Annotated in this window: 14 protein-coding genes, 1 tRNA gene and 1 rRNA gene; 5 read left to right on the top strand and 11 right to left on the bottom strand. The window is 49.1% G+C overall.

What is annotated here, in order from left to right:
• Positions 1 to 84: 84 nt before the first annotated feature.
• The 4 genes from KPC83_RS02220 to infC form a co-directional block, all read right to left on the bottom strand.
• Positions 85 to 1,595: ribosomal RNA gene (locus KPC83_RS02220) — 16S ribosomal RNA — on the bottom strand.
• A gap of 644 nt (positions 1,596 to 2,239) precedes the next feature.
• Complete coding sequence (rplT, locus tag KPC83_RS02215; RefSeq protein WP_216278948.1) at positions 2,240 to 2,599, bottom strand: 50S ribosomal protein L20; 360 nt, start codon at positions 2,597 to 2,599, stop codon at positions 2,240 to 2,242.
• Positions 2,600 to 2,644: 45 nt separating this feature from the next.
• The gene (gene rpmI / locus KPC83_RS02210; protein WP_216278947.1) at positions 2,645 to 2,842 is read right to left on the bottom strand and encodes a 50S ribosomal protein L35; all 198 of its coding nucleotides are present in this window, start codon (positions 2,840 to 2,842) and stop codon (positions 2,645 to 2,647) included.
• A gap of 23 nt (positions 2,843 to 2,865) precedes the next feature.
• Positions 2,866 to 3,480: a translation initiation factor IF-3 gene (gene infC / locus KPC83_RS02205; RefSeq protein WP_216278946.1), complete on the bottom strand. Its 615-nt coding sequence runs from the start codon at positions 3,478 to 3,480 to the stop codon at positions 2,866 to 2,868.
• 465 nt (positions 3,481 to 3,945) lie between these two features.
• On the opposite strand from infC, the gene KPC83_RS02200 reads away from it, so the two are divergent.
• Positions 3,946 to 4,031, top strand: a tRNA-Leu gene (locus KPC83_RS02200).
• A gap of 34 nt (positions 4,032 to 4,065) precedes the next feature.
• Here the strand turns inward: KPC83_RS02200 and KPC83_RS02195 are convergent.
• Both KPC83_RS02195 and KPC83_RS07285 read right to left on the bottom strand, forming a co-directional pair.
• Complete coding sequence (locus KPC83_RS02195; protein ID WP_216278945.1) at positions 4,066 to 4,947, bottom strand: radical SAM protein; 882 nt, start codon at positions 4,945 to 4,947, stop codon at positions 4,066 to 4,068.
• A gap of 32 nt (positions 4,948 to 4,979) precedes the next feature.
• Positions 4,980 to 5,081 (bottom strand): alpha/beta fold hydrolase, encoded by a 102-nt coding sequence (locus tag KPC83_RS07285; RefSeq protein ID WP_371819272.1) that lies wholly within the window; start codon positions 5,079 to 5,081, stop codon positions 4,980 to 4,982.
• 137 nt (positions 5,082 to 5,218) lie between these two features.
• Between KPC83_RS07285 and KPC83_RS02190 the strand changes: the two genes are divergently transcribed.
• A complete protein-coding gene (locus KPC83_RS02190; protein WP_216278944.1) occupies positions 5,219 to 5,746 on the top strand; it encodes a TetR/AcrR family transcriptional regulator C-terminal domain-containing protein in 528 nt (175 codons plus the stop codon).
• Positions 5,747 to 5,872: 126 nt separating this feature from the next.
• Here the strand turns inward: KPC83_RS02190 and KPC83_RS02185 are convergent, their stop codons facing one another.
• From KPC83_RS02185 to fdrA, 5 genes are all read right to left on the bottom strand, one after another.
• Positions 5,873 to 9,670 (bottom strand): beta-N-acetylglucosaminidase domain-containing protein, encoded by a 3,798-nt coding sequence (locus tag KPC83_RS02185; RefSeq protein WP_216278943.1) that lies wholly within the window; start codon positions 9,668 to 9,670, stop codon positions 5,873 to 5,875.
• Positions 9,671 to 10,382: 712 nt separating this feature from the next.
• The gene (allD, locus tag KPC83_RS02180) at positions 10,383 to 11,435 is read right to left on the bottom strand and encodes an ureidoglycolate dehydrogenase (RefSeq protein WP_216278942.1); all 1,053 of its coding nucleotides are present in this window, start codon (positions 11,433 to 11,435) and stop codon (positions 10,383 to 10,385) included.
• 173 nt (positions 11,436 to 11,608) lie between these two features.
• Complete coding sequence (locus KPC83_RS02175) at positions 11,609 to 12,877, bottom strand: dicarboxylate/amino acid:cation symporter (protein WP_253200981.1); 1,269 nt, start codon at positions 12,875 to 12,877, stop codon at positions 11,609 to 11,611.
• A 21-nt stretch (positions 12,878 to 12,898) separates the two neighbouring features.
• Positions 12,899 to 13,750, bottom strand: a complete 852-nt coding sequence (locus tag KPC83_RS02170; protein ID WP_216278940.1) for a DUF2877 domain-containing protein — start codon at positions 13,748 to 13,750, stop codon at positions 12,899 to 12,901.
• 6 nt (positions 13,751 to 13,756) lie between these two features.
• Positions 13,757 to 16,756 (bottom strand): DUF1116 domain-containing protein, encoded by a 3,000-nt coding sequence (fdrA, locus tag KPC83_RS02165; protein ID WP_216278939.1) that lies wholly within the window; start codon positions 16,754 to 16,756, stop codon positions 13,757 to 13,759.
• Positions 16,757 to 16,995: 239 nt separating this feature from the next.
• Here fdrA and allC point away from each other — a divergent pair, with 239 nt between their 5' ends.
• The 3 genes from allC to allE all read left to right on the top strand — a co-directional run bounded on the left by allC (position 16,996) and on the right by allE (position 20,395).
• Entirely contained in the window at positions 16,996 to 18,222 is a 1,227-nt protein-coding gene (gene allC / locus KPC83_RS02160; RefSeq protein WP_216278938.1) for an allantoate deiminase, read from the top strand.
• A 31-nt stretch (positions 18,223 to 18,253) separates the two neighbouring features.
• Positions 18,254 to 19,516: an MFS transporter gene (locus tag KPC83_RS02155; RefSeq protein ID WP_216278937.1), complete on the top strand. Its 1,263-nt coding sequence runs from the start codon at positions 18,254 to 18,256 to the stop codon at positions 19,514 to 19,516.
• Between the two features lie 90 nt (positions 19,517 to 19,606).
• Complete coding sequence (gene allE / locus KPC83_RS02150; protein WP_216278936.1) at positions 19,607 to 20,395, top strand: (S)-ureidoglycine aminohydrolase; 789 nt, start codon at positions 19,607 to 19,609, stop codon at positions 20,393 to 20,395.
• The last annotated feature ends 130 nt before the right edge of the window (positions 20,396 to 20,525 follow it).

The following is a 20,525-nucleotide window of genomic DNA, read 5'->3' as shown; positions in this document are numbered from 1 at the left end:
TGTTTAACAGATAGAGCCGGAACGACTATTACCTCCGCGCCATCAAATCAAATTATGTTCTTCCTAGAAGAAGTATCTCCCTAGAAAGGAGGTGATCCAGCCGCACGTTCCCGTACGGCTACCTTGTTACGACTTCACCCCCCTTACCCTCCACACCTTCGACGCCTCCCTCCCTTGCGGGTTGGGCCGGCGGCTTCGGGTGCAGACGACTCGGGTGGTGTGACGGGCGGTGTGTACAAGGCCCGGGAACATATTCACCGCGGCATGCTGATCCGCGATTACTAGCAACTCCGGCTTCATGGGGGCGGGTTGCAGCCCCCAATCCGAACTGGGGCCGGCTTTAAGAGATCCGCTCGGGCTCGCGCCGTTGCATCTCGCTGTACCGGCCATTGTAGCACGTGTGCAGCCCAGGGCATAAGGGGCATGATGACTTGACGTCATCCCCGCCTTCCTCCGGCTTGACGCCGGCGGTCCCACATGGGTGCCCAGCTTAACCTGCTGGCAACATGTGGCAGGGGTTGCGCTCGTTGCGGGACTTAACCCAACATCTCACGACACGAGCTGACGACAGCCATGCACCACCTGTGACGGCTCCTTTCGGCCACGGAGTTTCCCCCGCTTCACCGCCATGTCAAGCCCTGGTAAGGTTCTTCGCGTTGCTTCGAATTAAGCCACATGCTCCGCTGCTTGTGCGGGCCCCCGTCAATTCCTTTGAGTTTTAGCCTTGCGGCCGTACTCCCCAGGCGGGACGCTTAATGCGTTAGCTGCGGCACGGAGGGATCGTCCCCCCACACCTAGCGTCCATCGTTTACGGCTGGGACTACCAGGGTATCTAATCCTGTTCGCTCCCCCAGCTTTCGCGCCTCAGCGTCGGTCTCGGCCCAGAGGGCCGCCTTCGCCACCGGTGTTCCACCCGATATCTGCGCATTCCACCGCTACACCGGGTGTTCCACCCTCCCCTACCGGACCCGAGCCGGGCGGTTCCGGGGGCGGGACGGGGTTGAGCCCCGCCATTTAACCCCCGGCCTGCCCGGCCGCCTACGCGCGCTTTACGCCCAATGAATCCGGATAACGCTCGCCCCCTACGTATTACCGCGGCTGCTGGCACGTAGTTAGCCGGGGCTTCTTCTGCAGGTACCGTCTTGTCTCATCCCTGCTGAAAGCGGTTTACGACCCGAAGGCCTTCATCCCGCACGCGGCGTCGCTGCGTCAGGGTTTCCCCCATTGCGCAAGATTCCCCACTGCTGCCTCCCGTAGGAGTCTGGGCCGTGTCTCAGTCCCAATCTGGCCGGTCGGTCTCTCAACCCGGCTACCCGTCGTAGGCACGGTGGGCCATTACCCCGCCGTCTACCTGATGGGCCGCGGAGCCATCCTTATCCAGCGGACTTTTGCCAGACGCTCCAGGCGAAGCGTTTGGGTTATCGGGTATTACCCACCGTTTCCGATGGCTATCCCCGAGATAAGGGTAGGTTCTCCACGTGTTACTCAGCCGTTCGCCACTGTCCACACACCCGAAGGTGTGTTTCTCGTTCGACTTGCATGTGTTAGGCGCGCCGCCAGCGTTCATCCTGAGCCAGGATCGAACTCTCCGTCCAATATGAGCCCTATGAGATAGGACTTATATGAGCGCGAGGCTCGTTCCGGCCAGCATATTCGCTGATCGGATTCCATTTGAGTTTATGAAAGCATATTGATCTGGTTTTCAAGAAGGAATTGGAATATAGAGGCCTGCTTCTTATATAAGAAGCGGTCCTTGTCCTTTTCACTTGACTTGGTCACATCACTGCTACCATATTGAATGGTATATCTGATTTCCATCTGTCAAACACAGGTATTTACCTGTGTCTTTCGCAGTATCCGGTTCTCAAGGTACCCGCTCGCTCAGAACACGTGAGTCCCGCGCGGCAAGGAGATATATTGCCAGACTCTCAAGTCTTTGAAGAGAAGGATTTTTCTGTACACAGTTTGTACATAAGTGAGGGGTTAGTTGTTAGGGGTAGAGGCTATATATAGGGGATGAGTTGCGCTTGGCGCCATATTTCTACCGTTCACCGATAGGGGCTATAAGAGAAGAGCGCCTTTACTCCTCTATTACATGTAAGCATATGCTCCTACATAAGTTTTCAAACCTATAGTAACTCTGTATATATGCGGCAAAAGAAAAACGGAGCGCCAAGGCACTCCGTTTCAATAAATATTAGCGTGTTTCGTTCTAACTCGCGTGGCGGCTCATCACGCCTTACGCGTCAAGCGCCTTCTTGGCAATGGCAACAAGCTCGTTGAAGGACTCGATATCCTCGTAGGCCATCTGTGCCAACACCTTGCGGTCAAGCTCAATACCAGACAGCTTGAGACCATGCATGAACTGAGAGTAAGACATATCGCTCATACGGGCAGCTGCGTTAATACGCGTAATCCAAAGGCTGCGAATCTCGCGCTTCTTGTTGCGGCGATCGCGATACTGATACTGCAAAGAGTGCTGAACCTGCTCTTTAGCATATTTATAGGTACGGGACGCTGCACCATAGTAACCCTTTGCGCGGGAAAGAACTGTGCGGCGCTTCTTCTTAGCGTTCACAGCGCGCTTTACACGTGCCATCTCAAATCAACTCCTCTAAAACGATTGGTACGAACGGATAGTCTCTTAACGACCAGCAAGGCGGGCGTTTACGGCCTTGTTGTCTGCTGCAGAAATCTGGTCCTCAGAGCGGAAGTTGCGCTTACGCTTGGTGGTCTTCTTAGTCAGAATGTGGCTCTTGAAGGCCTTGGCACGCATAAGCTTGCCCGTACCGGTGCGGCGAACACGCTTTTTGGTGCCGCTGTGCGACTTCATCTTAGGCATGAAACTCTCCTTAAATCCTATACTTATTCTGAGCTCTCGACCTCATCTGTTGGCGCAGCTGTATCGTCAAATGCGCCTTTGATGGGTGCAAGCAGCATCAACATATTGCGGCCCTCAAGTTTGGGGGCACTCTCAACGGTGGCGACCGCCTTGAGATCTTCAGCAAGACGCTCTAACACATTAAGACCCTGCTCAGGGTGAGCCATCTCACGACCACGGAACATAATCGTAATCTTGACACGTGCACCTTTCTTTAAGAAACGTACAACGTGACCCTTTTTGGTCTCATAATCGCCCACGTCAATCTTTGGCCGGAATTTCATTTCCTTAACCTCAACGCGGGACTGGTTTTTGCGTGCCTGCTTGGCCTTCATGGCCTGCTGGTACTTGAACTTGCCATAATCCATGACCCGGCATACCGGGGGATCCGCATTAGGGGCAATCTCGACCAGGTCAAGACCTTGGTCATCTGCAATGCGCTGAGCATCGCGAATGCCAAAGAGACCGAGCTGAGAACCGTCAACGCCAATCAGGCGACAACGACTCGCTGTAATCTCGTCGTTAATGCGGGTGTCATCAGACTTAGCTATGTCCTTACCTCCGTTCAAAACTCTCAATACAACAAAACCCGGAGCCATAGCGGCATCCGGGTTCACAGACAAAGGTAAGCAGCATAAGAGCTACAACATCTTATATTGTGAGACCAGACAGCTGCTCAAGGCGCCGAAAGGTGGGGACGCTAATCCCGCTTGGCTCCTGTATTTCTACAGTGCGTGAAGCATGGTAGCACAGAAACAGCAGCTTCACGGCTTCTGCAAAGATTATCTGCTGATGGGCTCATGGAATCATCAAGGGACTCGCACAGGCCTGAGTAGCGCAAAGCCTAACTTGCGCGTGAGGTAGTTGACTCGTTGCCTCATTGATTACATGATTGAGTGCAAACCAGTTGCTCAGTTTGAAACACCTCACCTAGCCACTCATTCTGAGAGATTTCTTCTACCCGCTCACTTTCAGCTAACACGCAACTCCCCCACTGCTCTCTTGTGAGCATTCATAAAATTGTGTGTTCCCCCACGGACACATTTGTGTATACTACTGCTCATGCCCGAGTGGCGGAACGGCAGACGCAGGGGACTCAAAATCCTCCGATGGCAACATCGTGTGAGTTCAAATCTCACCTCGGGCACCACTTCTTTTAGGTCATCACACACGTATCAAGTTCATTACAAGCTTTGTTTGTAGCTTCTTATTGCTGCATATTGAGCCATATTGCCATGTTTTATTTCTGCACGTAAAGCTTGTATAATCCGTTTCTTGCGCTTCAAGAAATCGGGGCCTGTGAGATTTGCTCCCGACACCGTATGATGCGTAATAAAGTTGCAATCACAGTGTAGATGCTCAACAAATAAGAGCAACTCCTCAAGCATCTCTTTCTCAGATAAAGGAGTAAATTCACCGCGCTCTATATCTTTGAGCAGAGGAGTTCCCGGAAACAAAACGAGCGCACCGGTACCTACTAACATAGGTTTGCACTGACTAAAAATCTCTGCAGATTTAAGCGCGTGCTCTTTGCTCCCCTCTTTTCCTGCTACACCGTTCAAAAATGTCATCCAAAAGTCTATGCCTGCCTCAGAGAGCTTTGCGCACTGCTCAATAATATCTTGCGATGTGTATCCTTTTTTGATGCGTTTAAGCGTACGATCGTCACCGCTTTCTACGCCAAGAGAAACTTCTCTCATTCCCATATCTTTAAGGTTTTTTAGCTGCTCAACAGTTTTATTTTTAAGATCGGATACTCTTCCTTGCGTATAAATCTGCTCCATATGTGGCAAATAGTGGTTTATTTTCTCTAACACAGGAGCCAGTTTGTCATAGCTTAATACCAGCGGGTCTGCCGAAAGTAGCTGTATGGTTTTCGCCTCAGGCACTTGTTGCGCCAACTCTTGTAAATCTTCCTCAATCCACTCCATAGGTTGCATTCTAAATTTTACGTTGTGATACATCGTGCAAAACTTGCATCTATTGTGGGTGCAACCTTGCGTAATTTGTAAAAGTGGATATGTTGGCCAGTACGGATTTCTATACACAGTATCGGTAAAATGCATGATATGCCCCTTAGTTTTTCTCAATAAACAACTTAGTGAGATGAGTTGAGGCCGTGGCTAAATAGAAGGGTCTCTCCTTGTCCGTGGTCTTCATAGTAGAGCTTTGTTCCATCTTGCATAGTTAGATACGACATTGTTTTTCTCCTTTTCTTGGTGGTCGAACATAATCTTATGGGCTTTTTAGCGATATTCATATATACAGAAATGCTATTATGTTAGAATTTCTTACATATATACGATTTTGTAAGAAGAAGGTACTAGGAGATTGTCTATGGCTGAACGAACCAAACTATGGATAGCTCAAGTTATGAAGCAACTTATGGCCAAAAAAGAAATAGAGAACATCCGTGTTACAGAAATCTGCAAGCTAGCACGCATAGAGCGCCCAACCTTTTATTATCATTTCAAAGATAAATATGATTTGGTTGCTTGGATATTCTTTTATAGCGCATTTGAAACCGATGTTATATCGCTAGAATCAGCAGCTCAAAGTATAAACCGTATGCGAGCTGACTTTTTATTTTATAAACGAGCATACCGAGATGTTTCACAAAACTCACTATGGAATTACATGCTTGAATACTTTGTTGATAGATATACAAAAGAAGCAAAGCGCATCTTGGAAACCGACGTGCTCGATACTCAGGTTTTATATAGCATTCGGTTTTACTGCTATGGAGGGGTTGGTATGACCAAAGAGTGGCTGCTTACCGACAACATTACATCGGCAGAAACCGTTGTAAACATGATGTTTGCCTCTATGCCAGCATGCTTGAGAGCTATATTTTTTGACGACTAACGTGTTTAGGTACCTGTTCTCAATTGAATTGAATGAAAAATCCCCTGCCTCACCATTGAGTCAGGGGATTATGTTGTGCGTTGCAGCTTGTTAGTTACAAATTAACATGACTACGCACCCAGAATGCTAGCGTCGCTTAGCAGCCACGGTGCCCGCATATAGGCTTGCACCTGCAACAACAGCCACAGCAAAGCCTACAAACAACGAGGTATCACCTGTTCTGGCAAGCTTGCGAACGCGCAGGTTTTTAGAAGGCTGCTTGTTTGTCGGAGCTTGTGTGGACGTGGCACCTGACTTTGGCTTTGACGGCGCACCGTCCGGCTGCATACCTTCATCACGTACGCTTGGCTGAACAGGTGTTTTCTCAATTTCTGTGGAGCCTCCTGCACTCGAAACACCGCCAGATGCTGGGGCATTTTGTGTGAAAAATGCACTAAGCGTCATGTGTCCCAAGATAGGCTGCGTAAAGTCAAAGCGTGTTGGCACATCAGAGGCTGCAGCTGGGCGCCGAGCACTTCTTGGCTGCGGGGTCATCTGTTCAAGCACCGCCCAATACCTAAAGGTCCAGCCTTCCTTTGCTGGAGCCTGAGGCTCATGAGCGTGTTCGCCCGCCTGAACTTCCTGCTCATCCCAGACGCGACCATCAACAAGGAAAGTAACCTTATAGCGCTGAAGAGGCTGGGTAGTGCTGGGGGTAACGCCGGAATTGTTATCGCCTGGAGTAACGCTTGGGTTGTCCGCACTCGGAGCATTGGGGTCCGGAGCAGCCAAAGCAGCAATTGCTTCTTCAAGCCGCGTGCGCAGTCCTACATACTCCGTTGCCGATGCTTGCGCGGCAACGTCGGCAACGAGTGCCGTCTTCAAGGCATCTTTTGCACTCACAACACGTGCCCAGCTATCTGCTGAGTATTCAGACTCAACCAAAACTGAGCTGTCTGCAAGCGCAAGCTCTGCGCGATCGTGCTCAGTGCGGTCAACTACCAAATTATTTAGCGCTGAGTTTAGCTGAGCTGCCAATTGTTTGCCACGACTTTCTGCCAAGTTATCAGCTGCATCAAGTGCCTGCAAGAATGCCTGATACACCCGTTCATAGCGTGCAAAGCTTATCGGGGTATATGCGCGCGCGTCTTTATGCTGTTGCTCAAGCTCAGCCTTAGTCGTATCAGCATAGCGTTTAACTCCCTCACGTACTGTTCTTAAGTTTTGAGCAAGTTTTTTCAAATCGGTGGGAGTTAGTTGGTTATTGTTTATACCCGCCTCAGCAGCAGTCAAGGCCTGTGTAAACGCCTCTTTTGACGTGCGTATCCACGATGCAAGCGTCTCTGTACTCACCGTATGCGCTGCATCTATTGCCGCTTGGAGTTCTTGGCGAACAACACTTGGGTCGGGCTCTTCTTCGGTTAGTCCAATCTCGTAGACCTTCCACCACTTGGGCAGATTCCGTGTATTGGTTACGCGCAATGCCTTGACGTCAACCGCGGCATCTAGGGCAAAGTTTTGCTTTTGAGTACCGTCAATGGCTCCTATGGTGTGCCATGTACCTGTAGAATCCATATACTCAAAGGTACCCTCTTGAATAGCATCGCCATCAGGCGTTGTTTGCACAAATGTGAACTCACGCGCATGGCGAGGCTCGGGATACGTTACCGTAACGGAAGCGCCCGCCGGTGTGGTATCGCTCGACGTTCCTTGGAACCAGCAAAATGTTGATTCGTCGTTATCAGTAACAGCAGCCTCACCATCATGAGTTGCCCAAGTTGTTGGCTTAATGCGCGTGTAAGAAACAGTAGTTTCTGTTGGCTGAGATGCTCCATTTGCACCATTTACTACCCGAGCCGTGTAGTTTTTCAACGCTGTGAGAGTAGGTGTTACTACCACCAAACCAACACGAGCATCCTTTTGACGACCAAGATAGTCAAGCTTGTGTCCTGACTGCGAAGCGGTATAAGCCTCATCGGCTTCCGTGCGCTTGGTGCGTGCCGTCACCGCATCTCCTGCCAATGCCGCCTTGGCAGAATCAACGTAGGCACATGCTGCACGTGCCGTGTCGTCCCACGAACCAACAAAGGGCTCCATTTGAGCAAAGAGCTCTTGGTCGCCAGCGCCCTCGCGATATTCCCGAGCAGCAACGCCGAGCTGCTCATACACTAAGCGAAGCTCATCAAGCTCACTAGCACTCGCGCTTGCCGTGCGCAGTTTTTCTGCAACACGGGTAAGTGTTTCGAGGATATTGGTTGAACCAAGTTCATAGTTTGACTCGTTATTCTTCCACCATTTATTACTGCGATCATATTGCGGATCGTTGATAGGCCCATCAATACCACCGTCACGATGTACCTGCATGTTTGCAGAAAGATCACGCAAGCCATCGGATGCAACAGTTGCAACTGGCGAATTATGCTCAATATAGGAGAACGAATCACGCCAAGCTTGGTCGGCCTCTGCCTCAGACTCCCAGAGCTTCCATGAATAGTCTGCCATCATGAAAATGCCCTGCTTTGACGGCTCGGACTGCTGCATAGGATTGAGCATAATGCCGTCCAAATCGCCCGGAACAACATCGCTCTTTAGGAAGGTGTTGTGCCCGCCCATAGTGAGCCAGTCAAAGCTAAAGTTTCTTGCCATGTCGGTGCACGGCCAGTTAATCCACAAGAACGGAGCACGCTCGGTATTTGCCTTAAAGCGCTCAGCATATCCATGGTGTGAAATACCAAAGGTTCGACCACCCGTCATAACAACCTGAACATTAGGCGGCATCTTCTTGTACCATGCCTCACCAGCACCTGTGTAGCTGTAAAGCGCGGGGCAGTACAAGATGGTATCTTTAAGACCCTCATACATAGCTTTGCCCTCAGAGGTCTTTTGTGCCTGGAGCTCATGAATCCACGAGGTCAAGTCATTGAGAATGCGCAGGTACGTTGCCTCGTTTCCGTAGGTTTTACCCCAGTCACGTGAGTCATCGGCCAAAAGCGCAATCTGGCGCACGCCAGCATCGATAGTCTGCTTATACTTTGCCTTTAAATCTTGTAGGTCTGCCTGATAGTTTGCCTCAGAATTAAAGCGGAATGGCCTTCTTGCGCCATCGCTATCATGAAATGGTGCAAGGGCGTATACAAAACGAACCTTTGATGCATTACCAGCCTTAGCCTGCGGGGCAAGCTGGTCTTGAATCTCTGAATCGGTATACAAATCACGCCAGTCGGTTCTGTGCTTGGGGTCATCTTTTGGCGCATACACATAGGCATTCAGCTTGTAATAGCCACCCCAATGCATGAGGTTAACGCGGTTTTTTGTAGTCCAAGGATTGCCATAGTAGCCCTCGATAAACCCACGCGAAACAACATCGGCAAAGTCTTGACACACAAAACTCTCAAGTGTGAGGCCATTAACCTGCTGGAAAATTTGGAAAAGTGTTGTTAGTCCATAAAACGATGCATCAGTATTTCGACCCAAAACAAGCAGTGTATCCGGTGCATCATTGCCTCCTGGAATTGATGCAAGCAGATAGGCATCAGTCTTGTCAAACAAGCCCTCGTCATAGCTGAGTTTTCCAGCTTGAACGAGCTTTTGAACATACGCATCAACCACGCCGCCAGACCCATGGATACCCACCAGCACGCGGGTTTGACGCGGTGTCTCTTGGAGCTGATCTTGCGGTTGGGCTACTAGATTTTTAAGCGCTAAAACCTCATCTAAGCGTGCCTTAGTATCGTCATCGACACCAGCCTCAACAACGGTTTGTACATTTGAGCGCAAAATCCAGCGTGAATCTTTGTACTCCATCTTTTGCACTGATGGATATACCTGATACTCGTGCGAGGCAGCATGAGCCCCACCAGGAGACAAGACTGCCAACACACCTATAAGTGCAATGCAAATTGAGGCAAGCCACCATCCCCTCCTTCGTTTACTTTTTTGAATCATATAACTCCTTTCTACATCTCTTGCGCCCCATGCCAAGAGAATCAACGCTTGAACTAAATTATAAAAAGACAATAAGACCTAGAGAAAAAATGCCCCTGTGTAACGAACAGACTGCATTTGTCAAAGCCGGTCACCGACGCATAGCGACCGTCTACAGAATAGTTTGCTAATTTTTCATCTCATTTGTCGAGAAATTGTGATTTGAGTGTTTGAGGGGACGAATATATGTCGTAACGCGCTCTAAACATCTGCGTGAAGAGGCTTAGGTTGAAGGAGCCTCCGTTTATTTGGCGCATGCGCGCTTTTTTTCAAAGCAAATCGATTTAGTGTACGAATTTTTGTTCGTACCTCGAGTATAGGGGGTCTGTACAAGCGAGTTTTTTAGCATTTCCGCAGGATTTTCACTTTATTAAAATGGAGTGTACTCGGCCCACACCGGAAGAATCGTACACTAGCTTGTTTTGGCTTCAAATAACTACGTTTAACGTTTATGTTTTGCAAATCTCTGCAGCAAAATTGATAGAGCGTCAGCATAAACGCAAGTACATGGCTCAAATAAACGCAGCAGTCCCTCCCCTTACACGGGTGGAACTGCTGCACAACTCATCAAACACGCAGATAATCAAACAGATACGGCTATTTCACGTCAGTCACAATTGGCTTATAAGCTCATTCAGGTTCACTCCAAGCGCAAACCGAGCACAGTTCAGCCTTACTCTGCAAAACGATTCTTGTGGTCCCAGCTGTGGATATACAGCTTATCGCTCGTTAGATATTCGTAGATGCTATCCACAATCTCAATGCCACCTGCCTCGTCACAGGCTGCCTTGCGCAGCAAGGCGCGCTCGCCAGGATAGTACACCTTATCAAAGCCAGGACCTGGCTTTACCGCGCCCAGCTCATCGAGTGTCTGGCTCATTTGCTGCTTAAATGCATCAAGCCCTACAAAACGCGCTGGGTCAATCACGATATGCAGATGTCCCAGGTCGCGCCCCTCAGAAAGGTCGTGATACATACTGGATACGTTTTTGCCCGACGGTACACCAAGCAGGATGCCGGACAAAATATCAACGACCATCATAAGACCGTAACCCTTAGGACCTGCAATAGCGCGCAGCGCATTCACGCTGAAGGGGTCCGTTGTTGCGTTGCCATCAACGTCAACCGCCCAGTCGTTAGGAATTGAGCGACCAGCACTTTTTGCGTCGAGGATTTTGCCCCATGCCTGGACTGTTGTTGCCATATCAAAATTAACAAAGCGCTCATCAGCAGTTGGCGCACCAAAGGCAATAGGATTGGTGCCGTAGAAGGGCTCCGCGCCACCATAGGGAATAACCATTGGGTCTGATTGGCACATCGTAAGCAGGCAAAGGTCGTTTTGGGCAGCCATCTCGGTGTAGTAGCCCAGAGCGCCCGTGTGTGACACGCGACGCACGCCAACAACGCCAATACCGTTTTCACGCGCCATATCCATAGCGTATTCAAGACCCTTAATGGCAAAAGGATAGCCGCAGCCATTATCACCATCAAGAATACCGGTAACAGGCCCTGTCTGCTCCCATGTCCACTGAGGATTAGTGGTAATGCCGCCCTTGGATATGCGCTCGGTATAGTACTCGACGCGCACCTCGCCGTGACTGTGCAAGCCACGCTCACTTGACCACGTCAGTACCTCAGCTGTCTTTTCAGCATGTTCTGCCGAAAGACCTGCTGCCATAAATTTGTTCTTCATTAAGGTTTTAAGTTCTTCACGAGAAACAAGCATGATTCGTCCTTTCATAGCAGGTTAAAACTTAGCTAGCGTGCACTTAAGTTGGGTAGACTCAAGTAACCGTAAAAAAACTGGCATATCAAAGCTTAAAAACTCCCAAGCGCTCACAGTAGCCCTTGAAGCCACTGAATAGTTACCGGTGATACCAATCACGGCGCGAAGATGTCCTAGCCCTCCAACGTGTCAATGGATTCAACATAATCCTTCTTTCCAAAGAATATATCGCGATTAATACCGTTTTCTTCATGCTGAGCTACTAACATGCCACAAAACACATCAGAAATCACATTAGGAGGCGTGCCGATACCAGCGGTAATGTATTCAAGACCACCCACGATAGCAATGGCATCCATTGGCAAACCAAGCGCCGGGAAAAGCATGGTTAAGGAGATAAGCGTTCCTCCAGGAGCAGCAGCGTTTGCAAATGATAATAGCCAGCTAATCATGGCGCACTGTATAAGCGCCCCTCCGGTAAACTCCATGCCATACAACTGCGCTACAAACATAGCGGTTACTGCTAGCTGCAACGCCTTTCCATTGCTATTAAGAGGCACACCTAGAGGCAAAACAAGGTCGCAAATATCACGGCGCAAGCCTATCTTTCTCTTGGCATCTTCCATCTCAACCGGCAAGGTCATAGCAGATGAAATCGTAGCGGCAGACATAACTACCATAGGCACAGTCTTCATAAAGAGCTTGCCCAGAGGTAGACGGCAATAGAGCGCAACCACCACATACCACAGCGCACAAAATACCAACGACGTGCCAAAAAGCACCAGAATGAACTTACCCACCGAAAGAACCATGCTGATACCCAAAGCACCAACACTTGAGGAAACGTAGGCAAAAACACCGACCGGAGCAACGTTCATGACCATACGAATAATGATGAGCAGCAACTCATTAAGCTCTTCAATGAGGCTAAAGACATGACTTGTTTTATGCTTTTCGCGATAAAGACTTAAAGCTACACCAAAGAACAATGAGAAAACGATACAGGGAACCATAGCTCCTGCAGCCATTGATGAAACGATGTTCTTTGAGAAAAAGCTTGTTAGCGTCTCAGCAAGGCTTACGTGAGTGACTGCTGCATCAGAACTTGCACCAGCAACGAGCGCCGCTCCATCCGCCATGAGACCAGGCTTAAATATCTCTGAGGTAAACACGCCAAACGCTGCAGCAATAAGTGAGGTCACAAAAAACAAAAGGATTGCTTTGATGCCAATATTTCCCAGTTCACGCGGGGTTAGTGAACCGACTGCCGCAATAATTTGACCCATTACAAACGGGACCATGCACATTTGAACCAGCGAGAAAAATATCTCGCCTACAAATTTAATCTCGGTCATCGGTGCGCCCACCACAAGACCAACCGCTACGCCAAGCGCCAGTGCAAGCGCAATAAAAAGCGTAGGATTATACGTACATCGTTTCACACCTTCCTCCATTCGTATTGTCTATACAACTTGGAATGCCACACATTGCTCATGTGCCACAGCATGCAAAAAGCCTGCGTATAAGCCGAGTAAACCATCCCAACCCGAGCTATGACCAATGCGCGTTATTGCTCCTAAAGCTGCTTGCATGTGTGGCTCTGAATGCTCAGCAATAGCACGCTCCAAATCACCAAACACAGGATGCACCCAGCCGCGCGCCAGCGCATCAAAATATGACTGACTCACGTGCGTGGTTCGCCCTGAAGCAGCTTCTGCAAGTGTTAAAGCAAGCTGATAATCAGCCCCGCACATAAGAAGAGATGCCGCATAGCCCAGTAATATATCATCACCTGAGGGCGTTAAACCTGGTCCGCGCCCCACGAGATAGGCAATAGTTTTAGAACCCACCCCTTGCTCACTACAGAGACTCAACAAATGCCCAGATACCTCGTCTGTCATCGCGAGGCCAGCATGCTTTAGAATGGTATGCCACCCAAACTGCTCTGTTACACGAAGGTAATCAATTGCCCACAACATGTCAGAAAGCTCGAGCATGTTTGCCAGCGAACAATCCATGAGCTGGGCGCTTCTACTATCAAGCTCAACAACACCATCTGTGGTATAGCATGCAAGCAAACCAGCGCGCACCCGTATAAGCACTCCGGGAGTTACCACCGCAAGCAAGGCGTCTAAGGTTTGAGCGTCCACACACATACCCGTACAGGACATAAGCTTAGCGTCTGTGCCTACATGAATGAGAGCACCCGACAACGCAAGGTTGATGCCTGACCTAAAGACACTATGAACCCGTCCTAGCTGGTTAGAGCTAAGCTGTTCTGCTGCATACGGAGAGAGCGTGTGAGCATACAACATAAGCGACTACTCAATGCCTAAGCTTGCAGCAAGCGCCTCAAGCGCCGCTTCAAAACAACCCAGAGGTGCTCGCACAGTGCCAGCTCCAATTTGGCCCACCCCTGCACGCTTATGCGCAATACCTGTATTGATGAGTGGCGTAATGCCCGTCTCAACCACACGACGAACATCAATGCCTAAACACGTGCCCTTAAAGTCCCAAGTAGGAATAGTCCAAGCTGCGTTATGAGATACGCAGATACGCTCCATTTCAGTGGACGTTTCAAGCGCATCAGCAAAGCCACCGGCGCCCACAAAACGCGTCACTCCAGGTGCCGCAATCATAGCCATAGCACCTACACCTACGGTCTCGGTAATTGCTGAATCTCCAATATCGGGATTTGCGTCCTCAGGACTATAGCCTGTAAAGTACAAGCCATTAGGTGTATTAACCGGCGCTAAAAACCACTGGTCTCCAAGCGCAGAAATGCGAATACCAAAGTTTTCGCCGTTGCGACACATAGTTGTTACGATTGAGCCACCACGATAGGCGCGAACATAATCGACAATAGATTTGCCCATAGCCATCATGATATTCAAAAAGAACTGATCGGTATCTGCAAGAAACTGCATAACAGCCTGCTTCTCAGACTCATCCCAATCAAGTGACACAATAAGCGGAGCAAGTTCTTTCAAAAAACAAAGCGAGGCAGCAATATTTCGCTGATGGAACTCGTCTCCCATAGTAATAGCTCGTGCAACCAGCACATTTAGGTTAATTCCACCCTCCTTTTGAGCAAGGGCAGCAGCCAATACGGGACCCAATACATCACGCATCCAGCACAGGCGATTGATTACTTCTTGCGAATATGCACCAAAGCGCAGCACTTTGCCAATGCCTTCGTTCATGGTGCAATAGCCAACCGTGCCATCAACGCGGTTCTTCACAACCACCATAGGCATACTCTGAGTTGTAATGCCCCCCATAGGACCCACTGCGTGTACATGGTGGCACGGAATAAAACGCACTTCGCCACGTTCTAGCAGCTCACGAGCCTGCTTCTCGGTTTTTGCCCAGCCCTCAAAAAGTACCGCCCCTACGCATGAGCCTTGCATGGGGTCAGTCATGTGGCTGTATTCGATGGGCGGACCGGCATGCAGAATCACTTTCCCGTTAATCTCAGGAATGAGCGCGCCGGCGGGCTTAACATCAACCAAGAAAGGCTGCGAGGCACGGAATCGCTCAAGCACTATATTATTTTGCTCATTCAGCTCATCGTGCTTTGCAAGCTCGGTGAGCAGGTGAATCATGCGCTTGTTGCCGCCTGCCATAGGCTTCCAGCGATACTGCACGCTTTGTGCACCATAAGCGCGAAGCGGCTCATTAAAACTCTCAACGCCCACGTTAATGACACGTGGCTTTGAGTTGAGCAAATTCATGACGGCTTTGCTGGGTTTTGGCAAAGGTGTTGTATCGGTAATGTCATAATCAAGCCATGCGCGGTCGGCCTCAACAAAGGTGATGCCTTTATAGGCAAGCGCAGTGCGTACGGCGCGTGCGTTACTCGACTCAATAATTGCGCCTGCTTGTTCAAGCATCATGACCGAGCGTTCATAATCCTGTGGGTCTTGGCGCGTGCCAACAACTGTTCCCACAAACTTGAGCTCACGACCATCCAAGCGAGCAGTTTCTATGCACTCAGCAATAACAGGCGCCAACAGACCTGCCATATCTTCGTGACAACCATAACCGAGCACACAGTCAAAGAGAATGACACCGCAAGTAGGCGTTTGGGCATATTCGCGCATCATAGCAATGCGAACATCAGGGTCAATCATGGGATGAGGACGACCCTGCGTATAGATGTCGTCGCCAAGGTCAATAACGTCATAGCCACCATGGCGCAGCATGTAGCCGTCTTCTTTGATGATGTGGCCCAGCTCAAGCGCCTCAGTAATCATCATGGCAGCCTCACCGGCAAGCGTTCCGCCAGAATACAGGCCAACAACTGTTTTATCAGGGGCAAGCGTAGAGCTAACTGTATGTGCAAGCGGTTCCAAATAATTTGGTCGCACCTTAGCACCGCGCGCTAAATCAACAGCAATCTGTGCACATTCTTCCAGCGTATGCGCGAGGTGTACATGACCCACATGCGCGAGCGGCTTCTCACCAATAAAAATTGCAACAACTGGTTTTGTGCACTTTTGCAAAAGGTCAACCACTTCATCGCGAATTTCGGGCGCAGGCGGCTTTGAGATAACGCAGATGACATCGGTTGGGTCGTGATGCTCAAGAGCAACAATGGCATCCTTTACCGTAACTGCACCAATTTCGGCCTTCAAATCGCGACCGCCCGTACCAATGGCATGCACGCAGCCGCCACCCAAACGGTCTATGGCGCAGGTAACCTCTTGAATACCGGTTCCTGAGGCTCCCACAATGCCAATATTGCCTGGGTTAATAACATTGGTGAATGCCACCGGAACACTTGAGATAACGCCCGTGCCGCAGTCAGGTCCCATAAGCAGCAAGCCTTTGTCGTGCGCCTTCTTTTTTAAGCGCGCCTCATCTTCTGCAGAGACGTTATCGGTGAAAGAGAAAACATGCAGACCTAAATCGAGCGCACGCTCAAGCTCTGGAGCTGCATACTCACCGGGAATAGAAAAAAGCGCCATATTAGCATCAGGCAAAAGCGCAAGCGCCTCTTCCCAAGAATGAGCCTCAGACATGCCTTCTTGACTCGCATGTTTAACTGAAAGGTTTGCGAGAAACAATCTTGTTTCTTCTAATACGCGCTCAAGAATGTCATGAGAGTTTGCCTCAACCACAATAATCATGTCACTTGGCTGAGCTGCAGCCGCCTCAGGGGTTAAAAGCCCTGCCGCCTGATATATATCCTTATTAGCATCTGTTCCCATCATAATTTGAGAACGAATTACGCCAGGCATTGCATTGATTTTATTTGTTAGAAGCATCAGGTTAATAGAGTCCTGATAAGAATTATGCTCCACAACTGTAAACAGCATATCTAAACCTTCCCGTATCGCGCTCGACAGATACATCCTTGCCTGTTGATAAGGACACATCTTTGCATCTCAGTTAATCATTTCAGCCCATGAATAACACGGACCGAAAGGGATAGCGTTAGCTCAACTTCTTTATCCAGACTGGATATTGTTGAAGATTCTGCTCACCCGTACTCTTAGTTCAGTGTTTAGGCAGGTATGCAGGCGCTTAGCCGCAGGTTTTGTGAAAGGAAGTGAACATGAGTATTACTCCGGAAGAGGTAGTTGCTGCACGTGATTGGCTCGCCTCATTTGGATGTGATGAGCGCGGTGGCATGACTCGTCTTTTGTTTAGCAAGTCATGGCTCGCAGCACAGCTTGCCCTCAAACAACGGTTTGAAGACTTAGGTATGACAGCTGAGTTTGACGAGGTTGGCAACCTTGTTGGCACCTATCAGGGTAGTGGCGAGTCTGAGGAGATTATCGCAACCGGCAGCCATGTTGATACCGTTGTTCAGGGTGGAAAACTCGACGGGGCGCTCGGCATTTTTGGTGGCTACTTGGCTATCAAGCATCTCATCGAAAACTATGGCACGCCAAAAAAGAGCTTGCGCATTATTTCTATGGCTGAAGAAGAAGGCAGCCGCTTCCCCTTTGTATTTTGGGGCAGCAAAAACCTTGTCGGATGTGTGCCTGCCGCCGATATTCAAGGTATTGCTGATAGCGAGGGCGTGAGCTTTGTTGAGGCCATGAATGATTGCGGGTTCTCACCGCGCACTCAGACCTCAAGCCCCCTTGATAAGGTAGAAGCGTTTGTTGAGCTTCATATCGAACAGGGAAATACCCTTGAGATGGAAGGCTCCTCGGTTGGTGTTGTAAATGCCATCGCCGGACAGCGCCGCTACAATATCCACCTTCACGGTCAGGCAAATCATGCAGGTACAACACGCATGTGCTACCGCCATGACGTGGTTCAGGTATTTGCCGAGATTGTAAGCAGCTCTCTCGCTAAAGCAAACGAGGCTGGCGACCCGCTTGTTCTTACCTTTGGACATATCGAGGTCTCGCCCAATACGGTAAACGTTGTGCCTGGTGAAGCTCTGTTTAGCATGGATTGCCGTCATACCGACAAAGCGGTGCTTCATAGCTTCTCTGAAGCTCTTGAAGCGGACATGGTGCGTATTGCTGCGCAACACGGGGTCACGATTGAGATTGAGTGCTGGATGGATGAAGACCCGGTACCTATGAATTTAGAGCTCGTCTCCCTCATTGAGCAGACCTGCAAAGAGCGCGGTGACAATTACCTTGTGATGCACTCCGGTGCCGGTCACGATTCTCAAATCATTGCCCCGCATGTTCCTACGGGCATGCTCTTTGTCCCAAGTATTGATGGCGTGAGCCACAATCCTGCCGAGGATACTGACCCAGCAGACCTTGCAAGAGGTATCGATGCTCTTGCTGGCGTTTTACACAAATTAGCTTATTAAATTACTCCTTCTCCCATGAAAGGGGAAACACATGGCAGACATATATGGTAGGAACTATTGGAAGCGGATTATCTTTACCTTTTGCATAGGTTGGGTAGTCATTTGGGTTTACCGTTCCATGCTCTCGCCAGTCTATACCGAAATCCAAGGCACCATTGGTGAGCAAACAAATGCTGCAATGGGGCTAATCTCAAGTTGTTACTTCTTTGGATACACCGCCCTCCAGATTCCCTCTGGTTGGCTGGTTGACCGTTTTGGTCAAAAGCGGGTTCTAATTCCGGGTTTCTTAATTTTTGCTGCTGGCGCAACGCTTATTGCCACCGCAAACTCACTTACCAGTATCTATCTTGGAAGCGTTCTTGCGGGTGTTGGTTGCGGTGTATACTATGGCGCTGCGTTTTCCCTTACTGCACAACATGTTCCAACTGATAAAAAAGGTGTTGGAACAGCAATTGTTAACTCAGGTTCTGCCTTGGGAATGATTCTTGGTATGACAGGCTCAAGCTACATTGTTAAACAGCTTAACCTCCCTTGGCAAACCATGGTCTTTATCTCAGCCGGTTTAATTCTCTTTATGGTTCTTTGGTATGTCATCATGCTCAAAGACAACATGGCTGAGAAGCGTGCTCTCCGCAAAAACAATACTGAAACAGCATCTACTACAATCTCTCATGAAAAAAATGAAACAGTAACTACCACTACGGAACGCCCACGTCTTTTCAGCTTACGTTTTATCGCATGTTATATCCTCTATTTCTGCACCTGTTATGCCTATTACATGATTGTTACTTGGCTACCCTCCTTCCTCGAGACCGAGCGTGGCATCTCTGGTGGCATGATTGGACTCATTGTTTCTATGATTTCAGTTACCGCAATTCCAGGCGCACTACTTTTCTCCCGTATTTCCGATAAGAAACGTGAAAAGAAAAACTTAGTTATCACCTTCCTTGAAATATGCGCTTTCGTGCTAATCGCCATTTCCATGTTTGCCCCCAATGCTGGTGTTCTTGCCATTATCTTGTTGCTTTACGGACTTCTTGGGAAGTTGGCTGTTGACCCAGTACTTATTTCTTATATGTCTGACCAAGCCGACCCTAAGTCAATCGCTACCACCCTTGGAGTTTTTAACTTCTTTGGTATGGCATCTTCTGTAGTTGCACCCGCCTTAACTGGTTCGATTATTGATATAACGGGTTCTGGCGAACTCGGCTTCTATGTTGGTGCAGCTCTTCTAGCAGTTGGTACTATTCTTTTTGCACTCACTAACACCCGTCAAAAAGTTACATCCATCTAAATAATTTGATTATTGATACCTCGCTGTGACGACTAAAACAGCGGGGTATTTTTTCTATACTGTATTTATCTTTCAAGTAAGGAGTTTTGTATGGGTTATCGCAACAGCAACACCGGATATCGTGATGATATACTCGCCAATCGCTCGATTGTGCGTCGCAATTGGGCCCTTATCGAACCCGATGGTTGCGTCAAAAACGTAATCCCCGGATTTGAGAACTGTGACATTACTATCCTCGGTTCGCCAAAACTGGGCGCCACCTTTGCCGACTATCTCATTACCGTTCACGAGGGCGGCAATAATACACAGGGCTGGGGTCGCTCCGGCGAGGAACTATTCCTCTATATCTTTGATGGAACGCTCAAAGTTTCTGATGGCGAGCAAGAGCAAATTATTACCGCGGGCGGCTATATCTATGTGCCCGAAGACAAGCAAATCTTCTTCGAGAACGCCAGCCACGAGCCCGCTCATGGCTTTATGTATAAGCGTCTCTACGACCGTCTTGAAGGCTTTGAAGCCCATACTGTAATTGGCAACATCAACGATGTTGACTGGGTTGAATATGAGGGCATGAGCGATGTTTTGGTAAAAGACTTCTTGCCTTCTGCTTCCAACCTCGGTTTTGATATGAATATGCATATCCTCCTGTTTAAGCCCGGTGCAAGTCATGGCTATATAGAGACGCACTTCCAAGAGCACGGTGCCTACATTTACTCAGGTCAGGGCATGTATGTACTCGATGATGAGTGGCTCCCTGTCAAAAAGGGAGACTATCTCTACATGGGTGCTTATTGTCCGCAAGCTGCCTATGCAGTGGGACGTGACGAAGACTTTGCCTATATCTATTCTAAAGACTGCAATCGCGACGTAGCTCTATAACGCTCAAAGCAAGTATTTGCTGCGAATATACAACGCAACAACCGCTTTGTCGCGCTTGCACAAGGCGGTTTTTGTTTAGCAGCTTTCCGGTTTTATGTACAGCTATGATGCAATTGCTTGTTCGGTCATC

Origin of the sequence: Collinsella sp. zg1085, from assembly GCF_018889955.1 — a bacterium.
Taxonomy (GTDB): domain Bacteria; phylum Actinomycetota; class Coriobacteriia; order Coriobacteriales; family Coriobacteriaceae; genus Collinsella.
The sequence above is the reverse complement of the archived record's forward strand: the minus strand, read 5'-3'. Positions and strand labels throughout refer to the sequence as shown.